The sequence below is a fragment of the Mucilaginibacter ginsenosidivorax genome, assembly GCF_007971525.1.
Classification (GTDB): domain Bacteria; phylum Bacteroidota; class Bacteroidia; order Sphingobacteriales; family Sphingobacteriaceae; genus Mucilaginibacter; species Mucilaginibacter ginsenosidivorax.
Genome location: NZ_CP042437.1, coordinates 7,465,440 through 7,486,378, shown reverse-complemented (window position 1 = coordinate 7,486,378; position 20,939 = coordinate 7,465,440). Strand labels below are relative to the sequence as shown.

16 protein-coding genes are annotated in these 20,939 nt (G+C 42.2%); 3 read left to right on the top strand and 13 right to left on the bottom strand.

Translation table 11 applies throughout. From position 1 onward, the window contains the following. Window positions 1-4: 4 nt before the first annotated feature. The 7 genes from FSB76_RS30715 to FSB76_RS30685 all read right to left on the bottom strand — a co-directional run bounded on the left by FSB76_RS30715 (window position 5) and on the right by FSB76_RS30685 (window position 7,729). Window positions 5-1,081, bottom strand: coding sequence for a tetratricopeptide repeat protein (locus FSB76_RS30715; RefSeq protein ID WP_147060363.1), 1,077 nt, complete (start codon window positions 1,079-1,081; stop codon window positions 5-7). Between the two features lie 47 nt (window positions 1,082-1,128). Beyond that, on the bottom strand, window positions 1,129-3,693 hold the full coding sequence (gene gyrA / locus FSB76_RS30710) for a DNA gyrase subunit A (protein ID WP_147060361.1): 2,565 nt from the start codon (window positions 3,691-3,693) through the stop codon (window positions 1,129-1,131). A 163-nt stretch (window positions 3,694-3,856) separates the two neighbouring features. After that, entirely contained in the window at window positions 3,857-4,255 is a 399-nt protein-coding gene (locus tag FSB76_RS30705) for a hypothetical protein (RefSeq protein WP_147060358.1), read from the bottom strand. 11 nt (window positions 4,256-4,266) lie between these two features. Continuing rightward, window positions 4,267-5,181 (bottom strand): oxygen-dependent coproporphyrinogen oxidase, encoded by a 915-nt coding sequence (gene hemF, locus FSB76_RS30700; protein ID WP_147060356.1) that lies wholly within the window; start codon window positions 5,179-5,181, stop codon window positions 4,267-4,269. A 230-nt stretch (window positions 5,182-5,411) separates the two neighbouring features. Next, window positions 5,412-6,644, bottom strand: coding sequence for an MFS transporter (locus FSB76_RS30695; RefSeq protein ID WP_147060354.1), 1,233 nt, complete (start codon window positions 6,642-6,644; stop codon window positions 5,412-5,414). A 112-nt stretch (window positions 6,645-6,756) separates the two neighbouring features. After that, window positions 6,757-6,954, bottom strand: coding sequence for a cold-shock protein (locus FSB76_RS30690; RefSeq protein WP_090650362.1), 198 nt, complete (start codon window positions 6,952-6,954; stop codon window positions 6,757-6,759). A 139-nt stretch (window positions 6,955-7,093) separates the two neighbouring features. Then, window positions 7,094-7,729: a peroxiredoxin gene (locus tag FSB76_RS30685; protein WP_147060352.1), complete on the bottom strand. Its 636-nt coding sequence runs from the start codon at window positions 7,727-7,729 to the stop codon at window positions 7,094-7,096. Window positions 7,730-7,877: 148 nt separating this feature from the next. On the opposite strand from FSB76_RS30685, the gene FSB76_RS30680 reads away from it, so the two are divergent. Further along, complete coding sequence (locus tag FSB76_RS30680) at window positions 7,878-9,662, top strand: glycoside hydrolase family 15 protein (RefSeq protein ID WP_147060350.1); 1,785 nt, start codon at window positions 7,878-7,880, stop codon at window positions 9,660-9,662. Window positions 9,663-9,847: 185 nt separating this feature from the next. Here FSB76_RS30680 and FSB76_RS30675 read toward each other — a convergent pair whose 3' ends face one another. The 6 genes from FSB76_RS30675 to FSB76_RS30650 all read right to left on the bottom strand — a co-directional run bounded on the left by FSB76_RS30675 (window position 9,848) and on the right by FSB76_RS30650 (window position 16,683). After that, the gene (locus tag FSB76_RS30675; RefSeq protein WP_147060348.1) at window positions 9,848-12,061 is read right to left on the bottom strand and encodes a bifunctional alpha,alpha-trehalose-phosphate synthase (UDP-forming)/trehalose-phosphatase; all 2,214 of its coding nucleotides are present in this window, start codon (window positions 12,059-12,061) and stop codon (window positions 9,848-9,850) included. Window positions 12,062-12,205: 144 nt separating this feature from the next. Then, a complete protein-coding gene (locus FSB76_RS30670; protein ID WP_147060346.1) occupies window positions 12,206-12,685 on the bottom strand; it encodes a hypothetical protein in 480 nt (159 codons plus the stop codon). A gap of 597 nt (window positions 12,686-13,282) precedes the next feature. After that, window positions 13,283-13,762 carry a hypothetical protein gene (locus FSB76_RS30665; RefSeq protein WP_147060344.1) on the bottom strand — a complete coding sequence of 160 codons (480 nt, stop codon included), beginning with the start codon at window positions 13,760-13,762 and terminating at the stop codon, window positions 13,283-13,285. 227 nt (window positions 13,763-13,989) lie between these two features. Further along, window positions 13,990-14,799, bottom strand: coding sequence for a glucose 1-dehydrogenase (locus FSB76_RS30660; protein ID WP_147060341.1), 810 nt, complete (start codon window positions 14,797-14,799; stop codon window positions 13,990-13,992). Between the two features lie 106 nt (window positions 14,800-14,905). Continuing rightward, complete coding sequence (locus FSB76_RS30655) at window positions 14,906-16,078, bottom strand: MFS transporter (RefSeq protein ID WP_147060339.1); 1,173 nt, start codon at window positions 16,076-16,078, stop codon at window positions 14,906-14,908. Window positions 16,079-16,098: 20 nt separating this feature from the next. Next, window positions 16,099-16,683: a Crp/Fnr family transcriptional regulator gene (locus FSB76_RS30650; protein ID WP_147060337.1), complete on the bottom strand. Its 585-nt coding sequence runs from the start codon at window positions 16,681-16,683 to the stop codon at window positions 16,099-16,101. 170 nt (window positions 16,684-16,853) lie between these two features. Between FSB76_RS30650 and FSB76_RS30645 the strand changes: the two genes are divergently transcribed. Together FSB76_RS30645 and FSB76_RS30640 are read left to right on the top strand one after the other, a co-directional pair. Further along, window positions 16,854-18,008, top strand: coding sequence for a putative sensor domain DACNV-containing protein (locus tag FSB76_RS30645; RefSeq protein ID WP_147060335.1), 1,155 nt, complete (start codon window positions 16,854-16,856; stop codon window positions 18,006-18,008). A 129-nt stretch (window positions 18,009-18,137) separates the two neighbouring features. Further along, window positions 18,138-20,723 carry a DUF3857 domain-containing protein gene (locus FSB76_RS30640; protein ID WP_147060333.1) on the top strand — a complete coding sequence of 862 codons (2,586 nt, stop codon included), beginning with the start codon at window positions 18,138-18,140 and terminating at the stop codon, window positions 20,721-20,723. The last annotated feature ends 216 nt before the right edge of the window (window positions 20,724-20,939 follow it).

Sequence of the window (20,939 nt, the reverse complement as noted above, 5' to 3'; positions counted from 1 at the left end):
TTTATTAATTAGTTAGCTGTTTTAATTTATTGTTTATCTTATCAAGTTGATCTTTGTTATTGGTTTTTGCATATGCAATTTGCAGTGCTTGCAAACCCTTTACGTTATTTGGCGATATTTCGTTGGCTTTTTCGAGCCATTGAATAGCCATACCGATATTTCTATCGCTCTCCCCCTCCTGCTTCGTTAAAGCGCTTTGCTTTAGATATAACAAACCCAAATTAAATGCCGGATCATAAGCCGATCCATTTAATTCAATAGTGTGTAAATAAAGCGATTCGGCCTGGTCATATTTGTTCAGATGGTCGTAGCAATTGGCTGCTACGAATGCAATATCGGCGTTATTTGAATTAATATCAAGTAGTTGGGCAATTAATGGCTCTAACGCTTTATAGTCCTTTAAATTGTTGTAGATGTTTGCCTCGTCAAGCAGTAAAAAACGATCGTTTGGCACAAGTTTCCTGCCTTTTTTTAGTATCTGCAGTGCTTTTGAAGTATCACCCAACGATTTATAAATACTCGACGCTGTTTCAATGTACTCGGTACGGGTGCTATCTACGGCTAACAGGTTACTGTAATACTTAGCCGCATCTACCAAATTCCCCATCTTGTTATTGGCATAGGCTATGTAATCATTGATTTGCTTAAAATTAGGGGCGTACTTTTTGGCATTTTCAAATGACTGCCGGCCGTTAGCGAAATCAGAATTATTTACAAATTCAAACCCCTTCCTGATGTAAACGTTGGTCAGGCACCGTTTTACATAATCCATTTCGGGCTGATAATTATATATCTTGCTTTTGGCCGAGAGCTTGTCGGTAAGATCTGATGTTTGTGCTAATAATGTGGCAGGCTGTCCCAGCGTATTTGCAGAATCAATAAATAAAATACTTGCGTTAATCAACGCCCGGTAGGTATTCTTAGCTAAATCTGCCGAATCTGATTTGGTAACTACCAGGCTATCTGCCGATTTTTTTGCCGCCCGCAGGTATTTCAGATCTTTACTTTGCTTGTAGAAAGCAAGGTTATTAACTACAACTTTCAGCGCTTCGGACTGAGCGAAGGCAAAAGTTGTAGTCATGAATGGTATTAAAACCGATAAAACAATTTTACGGCACTGCATATTTGTTATTCAGTTGGTGGTTCGTCAGTTTTTGATTCTTCGCTGCTTTCGGTCGCGTCGTTTTCCTCCGCTGTACCTGCTTCTGCATTTTCATCAAGTTCCTTCTCTTCATCCTCGTCGTGCTCAATTTTAGCAACCGAAGCTATCTCGTCGTTACCTTTGAGGGTTATCAAACGCACACCTTGCGTGGCCCTGCCCATTGTGCGCAGTTCACTCACGGCGATACGAATAATAATACCCGATTTGTTGATGATCATCAAATCTTCTTTATCAGTAACACCTTTTATGGCAACAAGGTTTCCGGTTTTTTCGGTAATATTTAAAGTTTTTACACCCTTACCGCCACGGTTGGTTACCCTATAGTCGTCAATATCGGTACGTTTACCATAGCCTTTTTCAGATACCACCAATACGGTTGTCTCGCTGTCGTTGATGCTGATCATACCAACAACCTCATCTGTTTCATCATCCAAAGTAATACCACGCACACCTGTTGCGGTACGGCCCATTGGTCTAACTGTCGACTCGTTAAAGCGGATAGCCCTGCCCGATTTAAGCGCCATAACAATTTCGCTGCTGCCTGTAGTTAAGGTTGCTTCTAATAATGAGTCGCCCTCATTAATGTTGATAGCATTGATACCGTTTGCGCGCGGACGAGAGTACGCTTCCAAAGAAGTTTTCTTAATGGTACCTTTTTTGGTACACATAATAATAAAGTTGTTCTCCAGGTATTCTTTATCCTTAAGGCTGATAAGCTTGATGTATGCCTTAATATTCTCCTCTTTAGGGATATTGATGATATTCTGGATAGCACGTCCTTTTGAGGTGCGTGTTCCTTCGGGAATTTCAAATACACGTAACCAATAACATTGGCCCGATTCGGTAAAGAATAGCATGTAGTTATGGTTGGATGCAACCAATAAATGCTCAATAAAATCGGCATCGCGGCTATTGCTGCCGATAGAGCCCTTACCGCCCCTGCCCTGCCGACGATATTCGGTTAAAGGCGTACGCTTAATATAACCTTCGCGCGATATAGTGATAACCACATCTTCATCCTCAATAAAGTCTTCTGTCTGCATTTCGGCAGAAGAGTGAACCATTTCGGTACGGCGTTCATCACCGTATTTTTCTTTGATCTCTAACAGCTCATCTTTAATAATCTGCATTCTTAAACCTTCATCGGCCAGGATAGATTTCAAGTGCTCAATCAGTTTCATTAAGGCTGCGTATTCGTCCTTGATCTTATCACGCTCAAGTCCGGTTAACCGGCGAAGCGTCATATCCAATATAGCGCGTGCCTGGATATCACTTAATCCAAACTGGGCCATCAAACCTTCCCTTGCTTCGTCAGGAGTTTGTGATGCGCGTATCAGGCGGATAACTTCATCCAAATGATCTAAGGCTATCAATAAGCCTTCTAAAATATGGGCGCGTTTTTCGGCTTCTGCAAGTTCAAATTTGGTACGGCGAATAACAACCTCATGCCTGTGCTCCACAAAGTGGTGTATCAGGTCTTTCAGGTTCAGCATCATCGGGCGGCCGTTAACCAGCGCGATGTTGTTTACACTAAATGATGTTTGTAAAGCAGTATATTTGAACAGGTTATTTAGTACGATAGCTGCATTAGCTTCGCGTTTTATCTCATAAACTATGCGGATACCTTCCCTGCTCGATTCATCGCGGATAGCAGAAATACCCTCCAGCTTTTTATCGTTCACCAGTTCGGCAGTACGCTCAATCATCAGCGCTTTGTTTACCTGGTAAGGTACTTCGGTAACAATAATACGCTCCCTGTCGTTTCCGTGAGTTTCGATCTCGGCCCGCGACCGGATAACAATCCTGCCCCTGCCTGTCTCTAACGCCTCACGCGGGCCTTCAAAACCGTAAATAATACCACCTGTAGGGAAATCGGGGCCTTTTACATATTTCATCAGCTCGGTAACCTCTATCTGGCGGTTATCAATTAACGCGATAGTAGCGTCAATAACCTCTGATAAATTGTGGGGCGCCATATTGGTGGCCATACCCACCGCAATACCCGAAGCGCCGTTAACCAAAAGGTTAGGGAATTTTGCAGGTAAAACGGTTGGCTCCTGTAACGAGTCGTCGAAGTTTAACTGAAAATCGATGGTATCTTTGTTGATGTCGGCCAGCATCTCTTCGGCAAGCTTTTGTAAGCGGGCCTCGGTATAACGCATTGCCGCAGGCTCATCTCCATCTATCGAACCATAGTTACCCTGTCCCTCAACAAGCAGGTAGCGTAAACTCCACTCCTGGGCCATACGCACCATGGTATCGTAAACAGATTTGTCACCATGGGGGTGATATTTACCCATTACCTCGCCCACAATACGGGCCGATTTTTTGTAGGGCTTATTGTTATTTAAACCCAAATCAAGCATGCCAAATAAAACACGCCTGTGTACCGGTTTCAATCCATCGCGGACATCGGGCAGCGCCCTGGAAACAATCACCGACATTGAATAATCAATGTACGCAGATCGCATTTCCTCATCAATATTTATCGAAATTATTCTGTCTTCTTTGCTTGAATTATCGTCAGCCATTTTTATTTATTTGTAGAACCTTCTCTCTGTTTTTCGTGTTAAAAATTGATTTTTAAACGACCTGCGAAGTTAAGAAAATAGTTGACTAATGTGCCAATTTTGGCAACAATATGCATGCATAATTTATACACACCAACTAATTTATTAACGTTGCAGGTTTGGTTTATTTGATTTTTACCCAGTGATCTTCAACCTTATTACCGTTGGGTAAAACGGTGAATAATTTAAGTGTATCATTACTAATTGTATAGGTATATTTCACTATCTTATTAAGTAATTGTGAGGATTGCAGGCTGTAGGTTTGTGTTTCCAAACAGGTATCGGCCAGCAATTGGTAGTCTCCTTTTTCATAAACCACATCCTTCTCGCCTTTTTCTTTTAAAACGGCTTTATAGTGTAATTTATCATAAGTACGCTGTAAAGTATAGGCCGTTGAAGCGCTATCCGTTTTGCCGTTAACCACGCCTCCCCTATATTCCCATACGCCTTTAAGCGGATAATCCATCGCGGCAAATGAGCATAAAAAGCAAATTGTTAAAATTGGCAGCACAAGCTTTTTCATAGGTAATGATATTAAGCCCAGTTAATCCCTTTTTTTAGTAAAGATAGTGTTTTTTCTTCCTCGCTGCCCGGCGTTGCCTGGTAGTTATACACCCATTTGGCGGTTGGCGGCAGGCTCATCAATATCGATTCGATACGCCCATTGGTTTCCAGCCCAAATTTGGTGCCGGCATCATAAACCAGGTTAAACTCGGTATAGCGGCTGCGGCGCTGGTATTGCCACAATTGCTCATCTTCGGTAAATGATTTATTGCGGTTACGGTTTACCAGCTCGGTATAAGTTGGGATAAAAGAACGGCCTAACGCTTTCGAAAAATCAAAAATATTTTCCCATGATAATTCATCATTGGCGGTAAGCCTGTCATAAAAAACGCCGCCTATGCCCCGGGTTTCTTGCCGGTGTTTGATAAAAAAATAATCATCGGCCCAAAGTTTAAACCGGTGGTAAAAATCATGATAATAGCTATCGCAAACGTTTTTTAAACTGGTATGGAAAAACTTAGCATCCCCATCAATAACATAGTGCGGTGTAAGGTCGATGCCGCCGCCAAACCACCGGACAGGTGGCTTATCGCCCGACATAGATGATGGCATCTCAAAATACCGGATGTTCATGTGGATGATGGGCACCATTGGATGATTTGGATGAATCACGATAGACACACCCGTCGCAAAAAAATCATCAGAGTCTACCTGCAAAGCCCTTTTCATGGTATCGGGCAGATGGCCATGCACGGCCGAAAAATTTACGCCCCCCTTTTCAAAAATATTGCCATTTTGAATAATGCGCGTACGGCCGCCGCCGCCGCCTTCCCGCTCCCATTTTTCTTCTTCAAATTTAGCCTGTCCATCTGTCAGTTCAAGCGCCGCACATATCTCGTCCTGTATCTGTTGGTAGTCTGCAGCTATTTGTTCTTTGCTAATCATTAATGCAAATGTAATTTTTTTGGTTGATTAAGTTGGATTGAGTTGAATGGGTTGGATTAAGTTGATTAGGTTGGATTGAGTTGACTACCGCTTTGGGCTTAAAAAACTGAACTGATTCAAAGGAGTAAATTAATAGACTTTGCGTAAAATTAATTTAAAAAATCATTTGCCCTAATCCAACTTAATCAACCCAATCAAACTCAATCAACTTATTCCAACCATTAACCAACCTAACTTATCTCCACATAATCCAAATCCTTACCAAAGGTTTCTTTTAACTGGCTTAATGAGAGTAAGGCAATTAGAGTAAGTATGCCCATCATGATATAGCCGCTGGTTATCATGCCGTAATGTACTTTAAAAGCATTGAAAGCAAGGGTGATAGGTATAAGCGCGCCCCTTACAAAGTTCGGGACCGTAGTAGTAACTGTTGAGCGGATGTTGGTGCCAAATTGTTCGGCTGCTATTGTCACAAAAGTTGCCCAATAACCAACAGAGCATCCCATAAAGAAACAAATCCAGACGAATTGCTGGGATGATAAGCCAAATGCCCTTAAATAATATACCACGCATCCCACAGAAACCAGCAGGAATACAGCCATAGTAAGTTTTCTTGATTTTGTTACCTGGGCAAGTAAGCCGGCAAAAATATCTCCGACTGAAATACCTATGTAAGTATACAATACACCAGTGCCGGCACTTAGGGTATCTTTGGCATGCAATGCAACACCAAACTCGGGGCTAAAGGTTACCAATATTCCAACTACATACCAGAGCGGCGCCCCTATTAAAATGCAAAAAAGATATTTTTTAAACCTGTCCCAACTGGTAAAAAGGATTAACATATTCCCTTTAGACACCTCGCTTCGCTCCACGTTTTTAAACATGCCCGATTCAAAAGTGCCTATCCGTAGCAACAACAACAGGATACCCAAACCGCCGCCTACAAAATAAGCCCGTTGCCATCCGTATTTAGCTACGTTTACGGCAGCCACCGCGCCGAAGAGTCCAATAACAGCCACTATCATGGTTCCATAACCACGCTTTTCTTTACTTAGTGTCTCGGATACCAGGGTAATACCGGCACCAAGTTCGCCGGCAAGGCCAATACCTGCAATAAAACGGATAACTGCGTACGTATTTACATCGGTTACCAAACCATTGGCAAAATTGGCAATGGAGTACAGTAAAATTGAACCAAACAAAACTTTGATGCGACCTAATTTATCGCCGATTATTCCCCATAAAATCCCACCCAGCAAAAGGCCAAACATTTGAACATTTATAATGAATTGCCCTTTAGCCAAAAGTTCGGCCGCGGGCACACCAATATCCTTAAGACTTTGTACCCTTACTATGGAGAAAATTAAAAGATCATAGATATCAACAAAATAGCCAAGCGAAGCTACGAGTACAAGGAAAATCATGTTCCTGGTTGCCCTGGCGGCGGTAGAGTCAGTCATAGTTGTATATAATTGGGTAGCTAAAGTAGCAGAATTATGTATATAATTTAAAAAAAACAGCACAAAAAAACCCCTGTGTATGCAGAGGTCTCTTATTAAGAACTTTGGTTAACTATGCTTTTTTAACATTTACTGCCTGTAATCCTTTTCTGCCTTCTTCCACTTCGTAGGTAACGCTATCATTATCTTTAATTGCATTTACGCCGCCTTGCACATCCTTAAAGTGTACAAAAAGATCTTTACCGTCTTCGGTAACAATAAAGCCATAACCTTTTTGTGTGTTAAACCATTTTACTTTTCCAGTTTTCATAATTATAATTATCGTATTAAAAATTGTTGTGAGATTAAAAACTAAAGCCAAACTGAAAATAAAATGGTTTTAATGTTCAGACGGAATAGATAACCCTATCTTTTTCAAATATATAAAATAATTAATAAACCAAATAAAATTATTTATTTGGTTGCGGAGTAGTGCGTAAGTAGGGTTTTATGAGTGTGAAACCCTTTGGAAATTTGGCCGGGATGTCTTCTGTCTTGGTAGCGGGTACCACAACAACATCTTCTCCGTCCTTCCAATCGGCCGGGGTAGCTACGCCGTAATTGGCCGTTAACTGCAACGAATCAATAACCCTTAAAATTTCCTGGAAGTTACGCCCGGTTGATGCAGGATAGGTAATAATTAACTTAACAGCTTTATCCGGCCCGATAATAAACAATGAGCGCACCGTTGCATTTACTGATGCATTTGGATGGATCATATCGTAAGCTTCAGAAATTTTACGGTCTTCATCAGCAATAATCGGGAAGTTTACCTCCACGCCTTGCGTTTCGTTAATATCATTTATCCATCCGGTATGTGATTCAACCGAATCAACACTAAGAGCCAAAACCTTAACATTGCGCTTAGCAAATTCATCTTTTAACGCGGCCGTTTTACCAAGTTCGGTAGTGCATACCGGTGTGTAATCTCCTGGGTGCGAGAATAATACTGCCCAGCTATCGCCAAGATATTCGTAAAAGTCTATTTCTCCTGCCGAGGTTTTTGCTTGAAAATTTGGGGCTTTGTCGCCTAATCGTAAACTCATGACTATTGTTTTTTGTAGATTTAAAGTCTACTAAGTTAATATGCATTAATTGACAAATCCAAATTAATCAGAAATTATACCGCTTTTTACGCCAACATTACACAAGGTATGTTGTTGAACAATTGAACCACGCTAAAAACTAACATTAATGGCACGACATACCTACGATACCGGGATAATTGGAAACTGCGCTTTTTTGGCGCACATACACAAAAACACAAATATTGAGTGGCTTTGCTGGCCCCGATTTGACAGCACGTTTATTTTTGGTGGTTTACTGGACAAGAAAAAGGGCGGCGAGTTTTCAATTTTACCTGAAGGTGAATACACGTCGCATCAATATTATCTTGAAAACACCAATGTGTTGATTACCGAAATAAGCCCGGCCACCGGCGGTATGTACCGGGTAACCGACTTTGCCCCTCGTTTTTATCAGCATCAGCGTTATTATAAACCATTAATGTTGTTCCGAAAAATTGAAGCCATCGAAGGATCGCCAAGGGTTAAAGTAAAATGTGAGCCTGTATCTGAATACGGTGCTGTAAAACTTAGGGTAAACCGGGGTAGTAATCACATTCAATACCTTGGCGGCGAAGAAAACATCAGGCTAACCACCAATATACCTATCAGCTATGTTTTTGATGAGCAGCCATTTGTGCTCAACGAAATCAAATACCTGGCCCTTACCTATGGCGAACCACTGGAAGCGCCGCTGATTACAACTGCCGAACGTTTTTTATCCGAAACTATCCAGTACTGGCGCACCTGGATTAAACACTCCTCTATCGCCACCTATTTTCAACCCTACGTCATCCGGTCGGGACTGGCTTTGAAAATACACCAGTTTGAGGACACAGGAGCCATTATTGCGGCCAGCACTACCAGTTTACCGGAATCACCGGGAAGTGGCCGTAATTGGGATTACAGGTACTGCTGGCTGCGTGATACTTACTATGTGATAACCGCCCTTAACCACATTGGACACTTTGAGGAAATGGAGCGGTATTTTAGCTATGTTACCGATATATCTTTCTCGACAGATGAGCGGTATCAGCCCTTATATAGCATTACCGGTAAAAAAGACCTGGTAGAAAATGTTTTAACCGATTTGGAAGGCTACCTGGGCAATCAGCCCGTACGCGTTGGCAACCAGGCGTCCGAACATATTCAGAATGATATCTATGGACAGGTAATGATCTCTATGTTACCGCTTTATACCGATCATCGCTTTGTATTCTCCGAAAGAAAAGACTCGGTGCGATGGATTGAATTTTTGCTGAAGAAAATTGAATTTACAATTGACGAGAAAGATGCAGGGATTTGGGAGTTCAGGAACATGGCCAATATCCACTGTTACAGCAACCTGTTTCAATGGGCGGGAGCATCAGCTGCCGAAAAAATGGCGCGCACGATAGATAATCAGGAACTAATTGATAAGGCTGTATCTTTAAAAGACCGCGCAGCTGCACATATTGAAAGCTGCTATGACCCCATTAGGAAGGTATATACCAATTCGGCAGGCAGTTCAAACTTGGATGCCAGTACCTTGCAGCTTATCATGATGAATTACCTCGACCCCACATCGCAGCGGGCAAAAGATCATTTAATCGCACTTGAAAATGAGCTAAAAGCATCTAATGGTTTATTTTACAGATATTTATATAAAGATGATTTTGGCAAACCTAAAACCACTTTCCTTATCTGTGCATTCTGGTACGTTGAAGCACTGGCCAGCGTTGGCCGCATTGATGATGCCCAGCGCGAGTTTGGCAACCTGCTCAAGTACTCCAATCACCTATTGCTTTTCAGCGAGGATGTGGATGAAAACGATGGCAGCCAGTGGGGGAATTTCCCTCAGGCCTACAGCCATGTGGGATTAATGAACGCGGCTTACAGGATTGCTATTAAGTTGGATAGGCCTATTTTCCTCTAAAAAGACGATTTTTCGTTTTATTTTTTGTTGGCGTTAGTTAATGGGTGCAATTTCCCTGTCATCCTGAGGTACGAAGGATCTATCAACTGTGCACGACCTATAAAAGTTCGCGAATAGATGCTTCGTACCTCAGCATGACAGTCTTCTATTTTTGAGTGTCATACTTTCAAATCTGCACGTCTGCATCAATCCTGCAAAATCCGTGAATCTTGTCCTACATGTTGTTTGGTAAAGCTGGTGAGTAGTTTTCGTACTTCCTGCGGGTTGCGCAGGTAAAATTTAGCAGCCGATATATTACTACCCACTTTAATGGTAATGGCACTTTCGGGCAGGGCTTTAAAAATATCTTCATCAGTATAATCATCGCCAAAGGCTATTACAAAGTCGTACTCTTTACCCTCTGTCAGGGTTAAAGCTGCTTTGCCTTTATTGATATCCATATTCTTCACTTCCAGCACCTTATCCCCTGCCAATAGCTGTAAACCTTTATCGCTGGCCAGGTATTTAAGGTTATTCATCAACTCCCCTGCCCTGAGCTCGCCAAGGCCGGCCTGTGCCTTGCGGTAATGCCATACCAACGAGTATGTTTTCTCTTCGATGAACGATCCTGGCGTGCGGTCAACGTAGGTTTCCAATAGTGGGTATATATCGTGTTTCCATTGGTCAGACAGGCCGGCAATTCTGTGCCATGTAGTACCCGGTTGTTTAAACCAGGAGCCATGCTCGGCTATCAGGTACATATCCGTGTGCTGAAACCACTCGTCAAGGTTTTCATGCTTTCGCCCACTGATGAGCACAACCTGGTTGGCGGGGTCCTCTGTTAGCTTTTGAATGATGCTGTAAAGCTCCTTATCGGGGCTGGCCTGCTCAATAGCCGATCTGAAACCGACCAGTGTACCATCGTAATCTAAAAAAATGATGCGCTTTTTGGTTTTACTGTACCGGTTAATGATAGATTGCTCTGTAGTGTTGCTCACATGCCTGGTTTGCAAGGAGCGCTGCATCAATTTCACCTCCTTAAGCCTGTCCATAAAAATTTTAACCCAATGCCTGATATTAAATTTAGCCACCAGCTGGCGCATGGGGATCATGCGTTTTTTTTGCTCATCAAGGGGCATGTTAATTGCCTGCAGTATGGCCCTGCATACCTCACCGGTATTGTTGGGGTTTACAATTATAGCGTCTATCAACTCTTTAGATGCGCCTGCCATCTCGCTCATAATCAGTACGCCATCGTTATTTACGCGGCTGGCTACATATTCTTTACTCACCAAATTCATCCCATCGCGCATCGGGGTAACAAGGCAAACATCCGCGGTAGTATATAAGGCCGAAAGCGTTTCGAGGGGAAACGATCTGTAATAATAATGGATAGGGCTCCAATCCATAGTACGGTAAATGGAATTGATATTCCCCACCTTCTTATCAATTTCGTCGCGCAGGTGTGCGTACTGCGGCACCGTGTCGCGCGATGGTACCACTATCATGTAAAGGGCTATATTTTCAATACACTCGGGGCACAATTGCAACAATAATTCAAATGCCGCAAGCCGTTGTAATATACCTTTGCTGTAATCAAGCCTATCAACAGACAGTATGAGTTTACCATCCCTGAAGTTATTCTTGATCAGTTCTACCTGGTGTTTTACGTCGTCCTGCAGCGGTAACGATGCATATTTTTGTTCGTCAATCCCCATGGGAAACGATTCGACTACGATGGACCGTTCGCCGGTCGCGATGATATTTGCCGAAGATGTTACCGGCAAAATACGGGTTGTAGCACCTAAAAAATGCCTTACATCATCAAAGGTATGCAAGCCAATCAGGTCGGCCCCAAGCATTCCTTCCAATAATTCCGATCTCCAGGGAATCAATCTAAACATTTCATGCGACGGGAAAGGTATATGCAGGAAAAATCCGATAGAAACATCAGGGATTTCGTGCCTGACCAGGGCCGGCAGTAACAGCAATTGGTAGTCATGTATCCAGATAACATCGCCCGGTTCGGCAATAGTGAGTATCACATCCCTGAATTTTTTATTTACCGCCTGGTAAAAATCCCAGTTTGATTGCTTATAGGTAGCATAGGTAGATGCGTAGTAGTGAAAAACAGGCCATAAAACCTCGTTCGAGAAGCCTTCATAATATTGATTAATCTCCTCCTGGTCGAGAAAAACAGGTACCAGGCTCAATTCTTTCAACTGTTTTGTTACCGTATCTTTATCCTGCTGTTCTGTAATTTCAACACCAGGCCATCCTATCCATACGTTATCACCCTGCTTGTAAATTGAACCTAAGCCGGTTGCTAAACCTCCCTCGCTTGACGACAAATTGTAGTCGTTATCAGTCTTTGAGATTTTCACAGGTAACCGGTTAGAAACAATAATAGTCTTTGGCATATAATTATAAATATTTTAACTAATACTTTATAAAGGTTTAAACAGCCAAGTTGTTTGATAAAATGTAATTATTGCAATTATGATAAAATAAAAAAGCCACCCCAATAATTGGGATGGCTTGTATAAGGGTATTTTTTTGGAAAATTATTTCACTTGTTGAAAAAACTCAAGGTTTGCTTGTTGAGTTATCCTTACAAGTACTTCGTGTTTATCGTTTTTCAGATCAACAAAGTATGAAGTAGCATCAATGTTTGAATTGATGTCGGTATTAGCCTGGTAAACAATTACTTCGTTAATGTCGTAACCAGCGTAATCTTTGCTGATTTGTTTCATTGTTTTAGCTGGGATGGCTTTAGCGTCAACGCGTTGAGTTAGGCCAAGGTATTCGCCGTTAAGGTTGTAAAAAGCAGTTTTCTTTACGCCATCAACAGTAAATGTTGCTTTCTGGGTATTTTTAGTTACTGTCCAGTTTACATCTTTTGCATCAGCAAAATCAACGGTAAAACCATGTAACGCTACGTATGATACATTGGTACCTCCATCATTCTTTTTACCGCCATCGGCAGCAAATACATTAACACTTAATAAAGCGGCAATTGCGGTTGTTAAAAATATCTTTTTCATGTTGTTTTAAATCTTAAATCCACAACAAAAATAGACTAATATTATAAATTTGGCAACTAAAATTTAATTTTTATGAATATTTGATAATTATAGTGGATTTAAAGTATAAAATTTAATTTTTGGCAATACACTTAGTGTATATTTTACAATATCTTAAAGAATTGAAAGGCTTGTAAATCGGTTTAGCTAATGCTAAATGCTTTAAACAAGGAACTATTCGCTTCAAATTTGCCATCCTGCATTAAATTCCAAGGGGCAACTCCTGCCTTTAGCCCGGGTAGAAAATTTTAAAATGTTGAAGGGAAAATGACATTGTAAAATTGCTGTCATACTGAGTGTTAAAACTTCGTGAAATTCTGAAGGGAATGACGTATATCGCATGTCGGCGAGTCGACTCACCCCGACGAGGCTACGCCCGTCTGCCCCTCTCTCCGACTGCGTCGCATAGAGGGGTTCAAGGTCGAATGTTTATTTGAACTGAAACACACCCTGAATGCGCTTTAATTTATTTAATGACTCCCCGCTAAATCGATTCAAGCAATAAAGCCACCCTGGATACCAGGGTGGCTTGTAAATAGTTGTGATGTTTTTAAAGAATTACCTTACTTGTTGAAAAAACTCAAGGTTTGCTTGTTGGGTTATTCTTACAAGCACTTCGTGTTTGTTGTTTTTAAGATCAACAAAGTATGAAGTAGCATCAATATTTGAATTTACTTCGGTGTTAGCCTGGTAAACAATTACTTCGCCTACTTCGTAACCAGCGTAATCTTTGTTAATTTGTTTCATTGTTTTAGCAGGGATAGCTTTAACGTCAACGCGTTGAGTTAGGCCAAGGTATTCGCCGTTAAGGTTGTAAAAAGCTGTTTTCCTAACGCCATCAACAGTGAACGATGCTTTTTGGCAATTTTTAGTTACTGTCCAGTTTACATCTGTTGCATCAGCAAAGTCAACAGTAAAACCATGTAATGCTACGTATGATACGTTTGCACCTCCGTCAGCTTTTTTACCGCCATCGGCAGCGAATACATTAACGCTTAATAAAGCGGCTATTGCAGTGGTAATAAATATCTTTTTCATGTTATGTTAAATTTTAAATCCACAACAAAAATAGGCTAATGTTGTAATTTTGGCAAATAAAATTTAATTTTTATGAATATTTGATAATAACAGTCAAATTGACGTATAAAATTTAATTTTTCGCAATTTACTTAGTGTATAAATTACAATATCTTCAGCACAAAAACAGATTAATATCGATTTAGCAAACTGCTAAACCGATAAGTTTATGTTTAATTTACACGGAGTTAACCATTGTCCGCAAATCCGGGATATAAAGTCATGCCGCCATCCATAAATATGGTTGTACCGGTTATATAGTCGGCTTGGTCTGATGCCAGCCATGCTGCCAGCTGCCCAATATCGGCAGGTTTGCCTATCCGGTTATAAGGTATCAGGGTTAATAATTTATCAAGCGCTTCGGGTGTATCCCAGGCCGATTTGTTGATAGGAGTTTGAATAGCGCCCGGGCCAATGCCTACAACCCTGATTTTATGCGGCGCAAGTTCCTGGGCTATACTTTTCATAAACATACTGATGCCACCTTTACTGGCGGCATAGTTAACATGACCTGCCCACGGAATTACTTCATGTACGCTGCTCATACAAATGATTTTGCCGGCCGCCATGCTCCTATCTTCAACTACTCCCCTGCGGATAAATTCCTTAGCGGCCTCGCGAGAGCATAAAAACTGGCCGGTAAGGTTGATGCTGATTACCGTGTTCCAATCTGCCAGGCTCATGTCTATAAATTTAGAATCTTTTTGCAGGCCGGCATTGTTAACCAATATATCAATGGTGCCGTAACGGGCAAACATTTGAGCAAACATGGCTTTTACATCGTCTTCGTGGCTTACGTCGGCCTGCACAGCGAAGGCCTCGCCGCCAGAGGCGGTGATTTGGGCTACAACATCATCGGCAGCCGCCTGGTTGTGCGCGTAATTGATTACTACTTTGGCACCCGCTGCGGCCAGCGCCAGGGCAACGCCTTTACCTATGCCACTATCGGCGCCTGTTACCAGGGCCGACTGGTCTTTTAACGATGGAATTTGATTCATGCTAACAGTTTTGATTGTTCAATATAACCAATAAAATTGCGGGAATAATGTTTTAGCACGATTTAAGGATTTTTTTCCGGTATCATCGGAACAATGTTCTGATGGATTATCCCAACACTTCGGCGGCTTCCACTTCTTCTTTGATGCGGGCAACCATCATGACAATAAGTGCGCCGAAGCCCGATACTATCCCAAATGCCCAGCGTAAACCGGCGGCCTGGGCTACAAAGCCAACAAACGGCGGGATAATTAAAAAGCCAAGGTAGCTAACGGTAGATATTGCCGCCAGTGCCTGCCCGCTTTTTAATGTTTTGGACCTGCCTGCCATACTGAATACCAGTGGCACTACACATGAGATACCTAAACCAACCATGGCATAGCCAATAAAAGCGGTATATATATAAGGTAAAAGCACGGCCATTAAAAAACCAAGTAAAATAAATATGCCGCTAAAGTTCAACACTTTTTTAATACTGGTGGCGGCTACTATCCTATCGCCGGTAAAGCGCCCAAGTGTCATAAAAAACATATAAACTACAAAAGCAGCTGTTGAGGTAGCTTTAGGTGCATGCAGCGCTTTTTGAAAGTAAATGCTGCTCCAGTCATACATGGTGTTTTCGCAGGCCATACAGGCAAAAGCAATGAGCGCGAATTTAAGGAGGTCTTTGTCTGGAAACGAGAAAACAGTAGTGCTGCTTTGTCCGTATGCGGCTTGCTCCAGCGTACTGGGATAAAACCAGAGTGTAAGTATAAACAGTACAACACTCACGCCAATAAGGTGATAGGTTGGCGCAACATTAAAGTACACCATAATATAGCCTACCGCTGCCCCGGCAAAACCTGCCAGGCTCCAGATGCCATGAAAAGTAACCATAATGGGTTTATCATACATGGCCTGCACCCCTACCGCCTGCGCGTTCACGGTTATGGCAATTATGTTACGCATAGAGCCTATAAAAAACAATACCAGGATAAGCTGCCACATATAGGCGGTAAAACCAGGCAGACATAGCAGCAGAGTAAATGCAGTTATCCCGAAAAACATAATGCTGCGGCTGCTAAAATAACTGAGCATTTTGGAGGTGACAGGCATGGTAAGCATCAGGCCTATTGGCAGGGAAAGTAACACCACCCCTAATTCAGCATCGTTTAAATGTAACTGCTGTTGCAATGATGGGATGCGCGATGCCCAGGATGAGTACCCAAACCCCGAAATAAAGAAAAAAATACTGATGCCGGTACGTAGTTTAGCCCTGTTAGCAACACTGGTGTTATCCATTTGCCAAAAGTAAAAATAAATTATTTGCCTGCCAGCTGTTTACGTATCCGGCTCAAAGTTTCCGGCGAAATACCCAGGTACGAGGCGATCATGTTTTGCGGAAAACGCTGTAAAAATGCCGGGTAGGTTTCCATAAGATGGGTATACCTGTCTTCGGCAGTGTTGCTGATTGCTGAATGGATGCGCTGCTGATGCGTAATATAACTGCGTTGGTTCATCTTATCAACCATAAAATTGATAGCAGGCACCGATATTTTGAGTGCATTGATGCCGGGTTTGGTTACCTGTAGCAATTCTGAATCTTCAACCGCTTCAATGTGGTAGCTGCTTGGCGTTCCGGAAATAAAAGCTTCATAATCGGCCATCCACCACCGTTCAATGCCAAATCTTACAATGTGTTCGTTACCCTTATCATCCACGGTAAACTGCCGCAATGCCCCTTTATTGATAAATGACAGATATTTGCACGGATCGCCCTCCTGTAAAAGGTATTGCCTTTTGCGAAGCTTTTTAGGCTTAAAAGCATCCGCAATCAGCCTTATTTCATGTTCGGTAAGCGTAAGGCCCGAGTAATCGGCAACGTATTGTAAAAAGATATCGTACATCCTGATGTTTAGAACTTCAAAAATAGAGATATAATTAATTCGCACCGCGGTTAATTATCCGCCAATTGCAATTTTGAGGCATTTGTTTGTGTTGGCGGCTTTTATGACCTATTTTTGGTAGACAATCTTTTTTAGCCGGCCATACCGGCAGGCATCATCTTAAAAACAGCATGGAATCAAGGACAATTACCTCTGAACCAACCTATAAAGCAGCCCGGAAAATTGCCCCGGCAATTGAACGGCATTTTAAACATTTCCATTCATTAGCGGCAGATAACCCTGCCGAGCTTGGCCTTACGCCTGATATACAAACTATCGAAACCCTTATAGATTTAGCTTTCTGGGCAAGCTTGCGCCGCGAAGAAGGTTATTCGCCCAAGTTTACGCTTGCTTTTTTACCACCCGAAAGCGCCGGCCAACCTTTGTTATTTGGCCATAAAATAAAGCTGGCCCCCAACATACTTACCAAATTTGCTTCGGCCGTACAGCAGCCTGGTATACACCTTGGCGTTTGTTTAGAGGATGGTGAACTATATGTTTGGGGAACAACCCTTGCCATACCTGCTTATTGTTTTGTTTTGGAAGTAATTGAACCAGGGCTGCTGGTAATTAAACATCGCCGTGTTGATGGTTTTGGCAAGTTTGTAAATATTGCCATTTTAAAAGGCGACGAAATAAAGGTAGTTGACGAAAACGGGTCGACCCTATCTGACTGCCCCAATATACTTACCTCGATGCTTGATTTTACCCTGCCATCGTCATGGAACGATCCGGTGAATGTGCTGGTGCAACTGGCAGCATCTATGCAGGCTCATAAACGGGGCGGTATTTTGCTGGTGGTTCCATCGGGCAGCGATGACTGGCTGGAGTCGATCATCCAGCCTATCTCCTACCCTGTTTCGCCCGCATTTTCTGGCCTTACCGACCTGATGATACACCAGGGAATTGAAAAGTACCATACGCCCTGGCAAGAAAAATTGCGCCGCGCTGTTGACACCATCGGCGGGTTAACATCTATAGATGGTGCTACTGTAATTAACGATAAACATGAACTGCTGGCCTTTGGGGCCAAAATAGGCCGTTCATCAAAAAGCACCCGTGTTGAAGAAATTGTTGTGACCGAGCCGGTTGTTGGCTGCTCCACCAGGGTGATCCACCCGGCGCAAAATGGCGGTACAAGGCATTTATCGGCAGCGCAGTTTGTGTTCGATCAAAAGGATGCCATAGCATTGGTGGCTTCGCAGGACGGCAGGTTTACGGTTTTTGCATGGTCGCCGGTGGTAAATATGGTGCATGCCCACCAGATTGATATATTGTTGCTGTAAAATAACCATCAATCTGTTAATCAACATATAAAACCTATCTACTGTGGCCGCGAAATTAATTTGGGGCGAGGCTAAATATTTGATAAATAATTATTAATCCGGCTTCTTTTTTTTATTTTCATAGCCGGTATGCAAAATTGCTTTAAACTATACTTTAGCCTTATTACTGGTATTTTACTGTTGTTTATTAATAACCAGTGCGTTATGGCGGCAAATACGCCCGCGGTACATGTAACACCAAGGCCCGGCTGGTTAAGTGTTTGCAAACCTTACAACCAAAGGCCATCGGCGCGTACCATAGAAAAAGGATATTTTTTCGCGCTTATAGAGCAGCAGATACACGTTGAACTGAAGGCCGATTACCACCATGTAATTAAAGAGATAGTATCTGAAACCGGCATTCAAAATGCATCGCAAATAAACGTTAGTTTCGATCCAAGCTTCCAGCGTCTTGATTTTCATGAAATAACCGTATGGCGCAATAATAAGCCCATTAATCGCTTAAATGTAGCCGGCTTTAAGGTAATTGCCGACGAGCAGGACCTATCAAATTTTATTTACCAGGGCAGCTATTCGGCATTGTTAATTCTTGATGACATCCGCAAAGGCGACAGGATTGAATATTCGTACACCCTCACCGGCCGCAACCCCATTTTTGATGGCCGTTTTTGTGATGATATATCTTTTCAATGGTATCAACCCATAGCGCACCAGTATACAGTGCTGGTAGCATCGGCACAACGAAAATTAAACTTCAAGGCCATCAATACCATACCTAAAGCGGTTATTACTCAAAGTGCCGGCTTAACGCGATACCAATATGAGGCTTTCCAGGTACCACCTGCACATGATGACGATAACCAGCCTGCCTGGTACGAAAGCAGGCCCCGTGTACAGATCAGTGAATTTGACGGCTGGGCAGGTGTGGTTAATTGGGCGCTCGGCATTAATCCGGCAGCAACCAATATCAAAGGCGAACTGGCGCAGCGCATAACCGAAATAAAGGCCAAAACAGGTAACGACCAGGTAAAATATTTCCGGGAGGCAGTTAAAACCGTGCAAAATGAGGTGCGGTATATGGGTATAGAAATGGGACAATACTCGCACAAGGCCAACAACCCCGAAAAAGTGTTTAAGCAGCGCTACGGCGATTGTAAAGATAAATCGTTGTTACTGGTATCAATGCTGAAAGCAGATGGAATAGATGCGTCGATGGTACTGGTGAATTCGAACGTTAGGGCACATATTGAAAATTACCTGCCAACTTACTATGCATTTGATCACGCTGTAGTAACTGCCAACGTAAAGGGCAAACAAGTTTGGGTCGACGCGACGATTGATTACCAGGGAGGCACAGGTACCGATATCTATTTTCCTAATTATGGTAAGGGCCTGGTGTTAAAAACTGGCAATTCTTCGCTAACTACTATACCGCAATCCAGGCCGGGCAAGGTAATCTTTAACGATATATATAAGGTAAAAAACGACCATTCGCCGGTATTGTTCACCGTAAAAACAACCTATACGTTAAATGAAGCCGATGATATCCGTAGCCACCTTGCTTCAACAGGCATGGCCGAAACAGAAAAAAGCTACCTGGATTATTACGCTAAAACGTACGCCAAAATCGAACAAAAAGACTCGATTACCGTAGATGACGATCTGGATAAAAACGTACTTACCACCACGGAAACCTATACTATAAAAGACTTTTTCAGGGTAGATACCGAGACGAATAAAAAATCGGCCGATTTATATGCCAACTACATTTCGCAGCAGCTGCCATCTTTAAACGGGAGAATAAAAACGCCCGTATCGTTGAATTATCCGCTTGATTATGACTATACTATAAACGTTATATTAAAGGGCGGCTGGGATATTACCGACAGAACCAATGCTATTACAAGGGATTATTATAAATTTTCGTCCGATTATACCTCATCGGGCGATACCTTACAGCTTAATTACAAACTTGCTTATTTAAAGGACAATGTGCCTGTAAATAAGCTGGACGAATTTAAAAGCGATATCAAAAAGCTTAACAGCGACGGCCTGAGCTACAGCTTTAGTTACGGGGCAACCACCGACCCTGAATCAAACATCAACAACCCGATGGTTGTTTTTGCCGGCTTTTTGGTAGTTGGCCTGATTTTTTTAGGCGTGTGGATTTATCAGCGCGAAACACCTGCAATTGTTTTTAGCTATGGCTCAACATTTATGCCTATTGGTGGCTGGCTCATACTGGTAGCCATTGGCCTTGGAGCTACTGCACTTAGCGTTTGCTGGAATATTTTTAACGGCAATTATTTTGATATGGCCACCTGGAACTCCTATACCACAAGTAAATATGGCTTTAGCAGCAAGCTTTTACTGATTATTGGGGCCGGCGGCAATATCATACTATTGATGCTGGCTGTGTTTTGCCTTATTCTTTTATTAAACAAGCGCGATATATTCCCTAAAGTTATTACCGGTTATTTTTTATATGCATTAGGATTTGGCGTTGTTTTTTACATCATATCGTTAACCGTGCATAATGATAAAGTTGCTGGCCAGGCTTTGTACTTTTTAATAAGAGCAGGCCTTGTTTCGGCAATCTGGATCCCGTATTTCAAACGGTCTACCCGGGTTGAGGATACTTTTATTGTGCCTTATCCGCCTTACAATTACAGTTACGAAGGTCCCGATTCAGCATATCCGGCAGCTAAAGACTAAATTATATTTCAATTTAGCAACGTAATACCGTGATTTAGCGATATATCAAACCTTTATGACAATGATTTTTAATTAAGCATTTGAAAATTAGGTATTTAATTAATGGCATAGGTTTGGCAAAGTAGTTTTGGTTGTAATGCAATTTAGCCCGCATCAATTAATTATCGGCAATAAATTAGCTTATAACATTAAACCCGCAGCAAATAGGGATTTTTA